Source organism: Streptomyces sp. NBC_01003, assembly GCF_045162695.1.
In the GTDB taxonomy this organism is placed as follows: domain Bacteria; phylum Actinomycetota; class Actinomycetes; order Streptomycetales; family Streptomycetaceae; genus Streptomyces.
In genome coordinates this window covers 6,068,848-6,075,000 of sequence record NZ_CP108707.1, presented here as the reverse complement: position 1 = coordinate 6,075,000, position 6,153 = coordinate 6,068,848, and the positions used below count along the sequence as shown (strand labels likewise).

The window sequence follows — 6,153 nt, the reverse complement described above, 5'->3', positions numbered from 1 at the left end:
GCGGCGGGGACCCACCAGTGGCGGGAGCGGTAGACCGCAGCGGGGAAGCCCTGGGTCAGGAAGCGGGTCACGTCGCGCCAGGAGGCGCGACGGGTGCCTGTCACGGCACTACGCGCGCGTGCCACCAATTGTGTGAGGCGGCCGGATATCTGAGGGTCCGGGGCGCTGGACTGGATCAGGGAGAGGTGGGTCGCGGCCCGCTGGTAGAGCGTGACGAGTTCGTCCGCTTCGGCGCCGGTGAGGCGGCGCCTGCGGCGCAGCAACGCGTCCAGTCGGTCCCACTCGGCTCGGTGGGCGGACACGAAGACGTCGAGGTCCATCGGGTCGGCTGCTCCTCGGCTGCTGTTGTTGCGGCTACCTCTGCGGCGCGATGTGCCCTCAGCTTGGCAGACTGGCGGTTCCGAGGGCAGGGCAGGGAAGGACGGCCGGCGTGAGTGAGCTTGTGACGGGCGAGGCGGTGGCTCTTGAGCTGCGCCCCGCGAAACTGCCCAGTCGGGCTTTGGCAGTGGTCATCGATCTTGTCGTGGCGTTCACCGTGTACATCGTGGTGACGATGGGGATCGTGGCGTCGACCTCTTCCCTGGACCAGGCGGCGGCCGCCGCGGTGGCGGTGGCGACGTTTTTGCTGGTGCTTGTCGGGGTGCCGATTGCGGTGGAGACGCTGAGCCATGGGCGTTCGCTGGGCAAGCTGGCGTGCGGGCTTCGTGTGGTGCGGGACGACGGGGGGCCGATCCGGTTCCGGCATGCGCTGGTGCGCGGGGCTGTCGGAGTGGTGGAGATCCTCATGACGTTCGGGGTGGTCGCGTGCATTGCGTCGCTGGTGTCCGAGCGGGGGCGGCGGCTCGGGGACGTGTTCGCGGGGACGCTCGTCGTGCGGGAGCGGGTGCCGGCGGGGCCGGCGCGGTTCGTGCCTCCGCCGCCGCCGTGGCTGGTGGGGCGGTTCTCCGGGCTCGATCTGTCGGGGGTGCCGGACGGGCTGTGGCTGGCGGTCCGGTCGTATCTGACGCGGATGGGGCAGCTGGATCCGCAGGTGGGCCATTCGATGGCTCAGCGGCTTGCCGGTGATCTGGCGGCTTGTACGGGGGCTCCGGCGCCGGGGGATGTGCCGCCTGCGGCGTATCTGGCCGCGGTGGTGCATGAGCGGCAGTCGCGGGATGCGCGGCGGGCGTTCGGCGGGGTGGCGGGGGGCGCGGCTCCGGTGGGCGGGCCGGGGCCGGTGTATCCGGGTGCTGCGCCGCCGGTCGGGCGGCCCGTGGGTCCTGCTGTCGCGGCTGCTGCGCCGCCCACTCCCGATGTCGCGGCTGCGAGTCCTCGCGAGGACGAGGGGCCGGGCACCGGTTTCGTGCCGCCTGCCTGACGCGGGGCCGCCGCTTCTCAGGCGAAGGTCGACGGCGGGGATTCGAGGTGTTCGAGTTCGATGCCGGGGGCGGCGAGCACCACGTCGCCGGCGAGGTGGACGGCCTGCTGCTCCCCCGTGTCCAGGTCTGTGACCTGGTATTCGTCGACGTTCAGAGGCCCTTTGTCAGTGGCGTGTGTTTCTGTTTTCAGCAGGGCCCAGGACTGGTCGAGGGTGAGCGGGGCCAGGACCGGGTCGGTGAAGCGGACCAGGCGGACGCGGGTCGCGGGGGAAGCGGGGGTGAGGCGCAGCAGGCGTGCGGTGGCGACGAGGAAGGCCGGCGAGGTGCCGGTGAAGGCGTGGGCGGGGGCGTTTCCCTCTGTGGCGTGGGTGCCGGTGGGGTCGGTGCGTACCCAGGTGACGCCGTCGATGGCTGCTCCTCGTACCTGCCAGCTCGCCGAGTTGAGTTCGAGGCGGATGGGGCGGCCGAGTTCGTCGATGGCCAGGTCGACGGAGCCGGCGTGCTCGCCTGAGGGGGTGATGGTCTGGGAGACGTAGCGCCAGCCGGAGGGGCCGGGGGCGCAGTGGAAGTGTTCTTCGCCGAGGGGGGTGTGGTCGTGGGTGTCGTGGAGCGAATAGCGGCCGCGGGGCATGAGGGGCTCTCGAGGTCCTTCGGGGTCGTGCGGACGTCGGGTGGTGCGGGATGCCGGGCCGGTACGGGGCAGGCCCCCCGCACCGGAGTGCGAGGGGCCTGCGTAGCACCGGGGTCCGCTCGGGATCAGTAGCGGTAGTGGTCCGGCTTGTACGGGCCGTCGACCTCTACGCCGATGTACGAGGCCTGCTCGGGGCGCAGCGTCGTCAGCTTCACGCCGAGGGCGTCGAGGTGCAGGCGGGCGACCTTCTCGTCGAGGTGCTTGGGGAGCACGTAGACGTCGGTCGGGTACTCGTCGGGCTTGGTGAACAGCTCGATCTGGGCCAGGGTCTGGTCCGCGAACGAGTTGGACATGACGAAGGACGGGTGGCCCGTCGCGTTGCCCAGGTTCAGCAGGCGGCCCTCGGAAAGGACGATGAGGACCTTCCCGTCGGGGTAGGTCCAAGTGTGGACCTGCGGCTTGACCTCGTCCTTGACGATGCCCGGGGTCTGCGCGAGACCGGCCATGTCGATCTCGTTGTCGAAGTGGCCGATGTTGCCCACGATCGCCTGGTGCTTCATCTTGGCCATGTCCGAGGCCATGATGATGTCCTTGTTGCCGGTCGTGGTGACGAAGATGTCGGCCTTGTCGACGACCTCGTCGAGCGTCGCGACCTGGTAGCCGTCCATCGCCGCCTGCAGGGCACAGATCGGGTCGATCTCGGTGATGATCACCCGGGCACCCTGGCCGCGCAGCGACTCGGCGCAGCCCTTGCCCACGTCGCCGTAGCCGCACACGACGGCGGTCTTGCCGCCGATCAGGACGTCGGTGGCGCGGTTGATGCCGTCGATGAGGGAGTGGCGGCAGCCGTACTTGTTGTCGAACTTCGACTTCGTCACGGCGTCGTTCACATTGATCGCCGGGAACAGCAGGGTGCCGTCGCGGTACATCTCGTAGAGACGGTGGACGCCGGTCGTGGTCTCCTCGGTCACGCCGCGGATCTCCGAGGCGAGCTGGGTCCACTTCTGCGAGCCCTCGGTGATGGTGCGGTTGAGGAGCTCCAGGACGACGCGGTGCTCGTCCGACTCGGCGGTGTCGGCCGAGGGGACCTTGCCGTCCTTCTCGTACTGGACGCCGTTGTGGACGAGGAGGGTGGCGTCCCCGCCGTCGTCCAGGATCATGTTCGGGCCGCCGGTGGGGGTGTTCGGCCAGGTCAGGGCCTGCTCCGTGCACCACCAGTACTCCTCCAGGGTCTCGCCCTTCCAGGCGAAGACCGGGACGCCCTGGGGGTTGTCCGGGGTGCCGTTCGGGCCGACGGCGATGGCCGCGGCGGCGTGGTCCTGGGTGGAGAAGATGTTGCAGGAGGCCCAGCGGACCTCGGCGCCGAGGGCGACGAGGGTCTCGATGAGGACGGCGGTCTGCACCGTCATGTGCAGGGAGCCGGTGACGCGGGCGCCGGCGAGCGGCTGCGTGGCGGCGTACTCCTTGCGGATGGACATCAGGCCGGGCATCTCGTGCTCGGCGAGGGTGATCTCCTTGCGGCCGAAGGCGGCCAGGGAGAGATCGGCGACCTTGAAGTCCTGGTCCTGTCGCTTGTCGACAGTCGTCATAGGGAGCTTGCTCCTCGTGGTGGTGGGTCGAGGTGGGCATGGCTGGTCTGCAGCGATGGACATACGAGTGCCCGGCGCTCGCAGCGCAGTCCGTCGGAGGCCCTCTCTCCCTCGGCCGGCCCGTCGTGCGGGCCGCCCGACCGCCATCAGCAGCGACGTCTGGCTCAGAGACGAATCTACACCGATCGGCCCAGCCGGACCCAGCCCGCCTCCGGGTCCGGCGTGAGCGGGAGGGTCAGTCGGCGTCCGGTTCCGAGCTGTCGGGGGCCGGGCTGTCAGAGGCCGGGCCGGCCGGGGAGTTGGCCGGGTTGGTGCCCGCCGAGGCGGCCGCTTCGTTGTAGATGTCCGGTTCGAGGTAGATCACGCGGGCGATCGGGACGGCCTCGCGGATGCGGGCCTCCGCGGCGTTGATGGCGTTGGCGACCTCGGTGGCCGTGTCGTCGTGCTGGACGGCGATCTTGGCGGCGACGAGGAGTTCCTCGGGGCCGAGGTGGAGGGTGCGCATGTGGATGACGCCGGTGACGGTGTCGCCGTCGACGAGCGCGGTCTCGATCTTCTTGACGTCGTCGATGCCCGCGGACTCGCCCAGGAGCAGCGACTTGGTCTCGGCGGCCAGCACGATCGCGATGGCGATGAGCAGGATGCCGATGCACAGGGTGCCGATGCCGTCCCAGAGGCCGTCGTCGGTGGCGAGGGCGAGGCCGGTGCCGGCGAGCGCGAGGACGAGACCGATCAGCGCGCCGAAGTCCTCGAGGAGGACGACGGGCAGCTCGGGCGCCTTGGCGCGGCGGATGAACTGGGACCAGGTGAGCTTGCCGCGCAGCTCGTTGGACTCCTTGATGGCGGTGCGGAACGAGAAGCTCTCGGCGATGATCGCGAAGACGAGGACGCCGATCGGCCAGTACCAGTTCTCGAGCGCGTGCGGGTGCTTGATCTTCTCGTAGCCCTCGTAGACGGCGAACATGCCGCCGACCGAGAAGAGGACGATGGAGACGAGGAAGGCGTAGATGTAGCGCTCGCGGCCGTAGCCGAAGGGGTGTTGCGGGGTCGCCTCGCGCTGGGCCTTCTTGCCGCCGAGCAGCAGGAGGCCCTGGTTGCCGGAGTCGGCGAGCGAGTGGACGCTCTCGGCGAGCATCGAGGACGAGCCGCTGAAGAGGAACGCCACGAATTTCGCTACCGCGATCGCGAGGTTGGCGGCGAGTGCCGCCACGATCGCTTTTGTGCCGCCTGAAGCGCTCATGTGTTCCCGATGTCCCTTCGTACGCGGTCCCGGGCCACAGCTCATACGGATCTGTCCGCGTACGCCGTCCCGGGCTTTGCCCACCCTTTGCGGTGGGTCATTGTTGCAGCCCGGGACGGCTGAGGCGCGTCAGGCCACCACGGTTGCCCTGAAGAGGGTGCCGGCTCCGGACACTTCGGCCTTTTCGCCTGCGGGGACGAACGCCGACTGCCCTGCGGTGAGGTCGAGTTCGCCGGCGCGGACGGTGCCCGCGGTGCAGAGCAGGATCTGCGGGGTCTCGGCGGTCACGTCGTGCGCGGCTGCGCCCTCGGGCAGGGTGTAGCGGGAGAGGCGGAATTCGTCGATGGGGGTCTCGTAGACCTCTTCGCCGTCGGGGGACGCCTCGGGGCGCAGGATGCCCGGGTCGGTGGCCTCGAAGCGGACGATGCGCAGGAGTTCGGGGACGTCGACGTGCTTGGGGGTGAGGCCGCAGCGCAGGACGTTGTCCGAGTTGGCCATGATCTCTACACCGAGGCCGTCGATGTAGGCGTGCGGGACTCCGGCGCCGAGGAACAGGGCCTCCCCGGGGTTGAGACGGACGTGGTTGAGCAGCATGGCCGCGATCACGCCCGGGTCGCCTGGGTAGTGGTGGGCGAGCCCGGCGTAGGGCGCGTAGTCGCCGCCGAGGCGCTCGGCGGCGGCCGCGGCCTCGGTGACCGTGGCGGCCATGTCCTCGGGTTCCGCGCTCAGTACGGCCGTCAGGACCTCGCGCAGCGCGGCCTCTTCGGGGTGGGCGCGCAGCAGGTCGGCGTAGGGCTTGAGGGAGTCGACGCCGAGGCCCTCGATGAGGCGTGCGGACTCTTCGGGGGCGCGGAATCCGCACAGGCCCTCGAACGGCGTGAGGGCGCAGATCAGTTCGGGCTTGTGGTTGGCGTCCTTGTAGTTGCGGTGCGGGGCGTCTATGGGGACGCCGGCGCGCTCCTCGGCCTCGTAACCCTCCCTGGCCTGGGCGAGGTCGGGGTGGACCTGGAGGGAGAGCGGGGCGCCCGCGGCGAGGATTTTGAGGAGGAAGGGGAGGCGAGGGCCGAACTTCGCGGCGGCCTGCGGGCCGAGCTCACGCTCGGGGGCCTGGTCGATCACCTCGTTGAGCGGGCCGCGCCCGGTCCGCGAGGGGGCTCCCGGATGGGCGCCCATCCACATCTCGGCCTGCGGCTCGCCCGTCGGCTCGGCACCGATGAGGTGCGGGATGGCGGTGGTCGAGCCCCAGGCGTAGGGGCGGACGGTGTTGGTGAGGCGGTCCATCAGGTGTTCTTCTCCGTACGCGGGTCAGGGGCCGGCCGGTGGTTCGGACCGGCC

Annotated in this window: 6 protein-coding genes (1 of these 6 only partly in view); 1 reads left to right on the top strand and 5 read right to left on the bottom strand. The window is 70.4% G+C overall.

Annotated elements, in window-relative coordinates; genetic code table 11:
* Positions 1-320: the beginning of a stage II sporulation protein M gene (locus OG698_RS27805; RefSeq protein WP_406106157.1), read on the bottom strand. The gene continues 688 nt to the left of window position 1, outside the view; only the first 320 of its 1,008 coding nucleotides appear in the window; its start codon is at positions 318-320; the stop codon falls past the left edge of the window.
* Between the two features lie 110 nt (positions 321-430).
* Between OG698_RS27805 and OG698_RS27800 the strand changes: the two genes are divergently transcribed.
* Positions 431-1,357 carry an RDD family protein gene (locus OG698_RS27800; protein WP_406106155.1) on the top strand — a complete coding sequence of 309 codons (927 nt, stop codon included), beginning with the start codon at positions 431-433 and terminating at the stop codon, positions 1,355-1,357.
* 17 nt (positions 1,358-1,374) lie between these two features.
* On the opposite strand, the gene OG698_RS27795 is transcribed toward OG698_RS27800, so the two are convergent.
* The 4 genes from OG698_RS27795 to manA form a co-directional block, all read right to left on the bottom strand.
* Positions 1,375-1,989 carry a hypothetical protein gene (locus OG698_RS27795; RefSeq protein ID WP_406106154.1) on the bottom strand — a complete coding sequence of 205 codons (615 nt, stop codon included), beginning with the start codon at positions 1,987-1,989 and terminating at the stop codon, positions 1,375-1,377.
* Between the two features lie 125 nt (positions 1,990-2,114).
* Positions 2,115-3,578, bottom strand: a complete 1,464-nt coding sequence (gene ahcY, locus OG698_RS27790; RefSeq protein WP_399977870.1) for an adenosylhomocysteinase — start codon at positions 3,576-3,578, stop codon at positions 2,115-2,117.
* A 235-nt stretch (positions 3,579-3,813) separates the two neighbouring features.
* Positions 3,814-4,818, bottom strand: coding sequence for a cation diffusion facilitator family transporter (locus OG698_RS27785; RefSeq protein WP_406106152.1), 1,005 nt, complete (start codon positions 4,816-4,818; stop codon positions 3,814-3,816).
* Between the two features lie 129 nt (positions 4,819-4,947).
* Positions 4,948-6,099, bottom strand: a complete 1,152-nt coding sequence (gene manA / locus OG698_RS27780) for a mannose-6-phosphate isomerase, class I (protein WP_406106150.1) — start codon at positions 6,097-6,099, stop codon at positions 4,948-4,950.
* Positions 6,100-6,153: the final 54 nt, after the last annotated feature.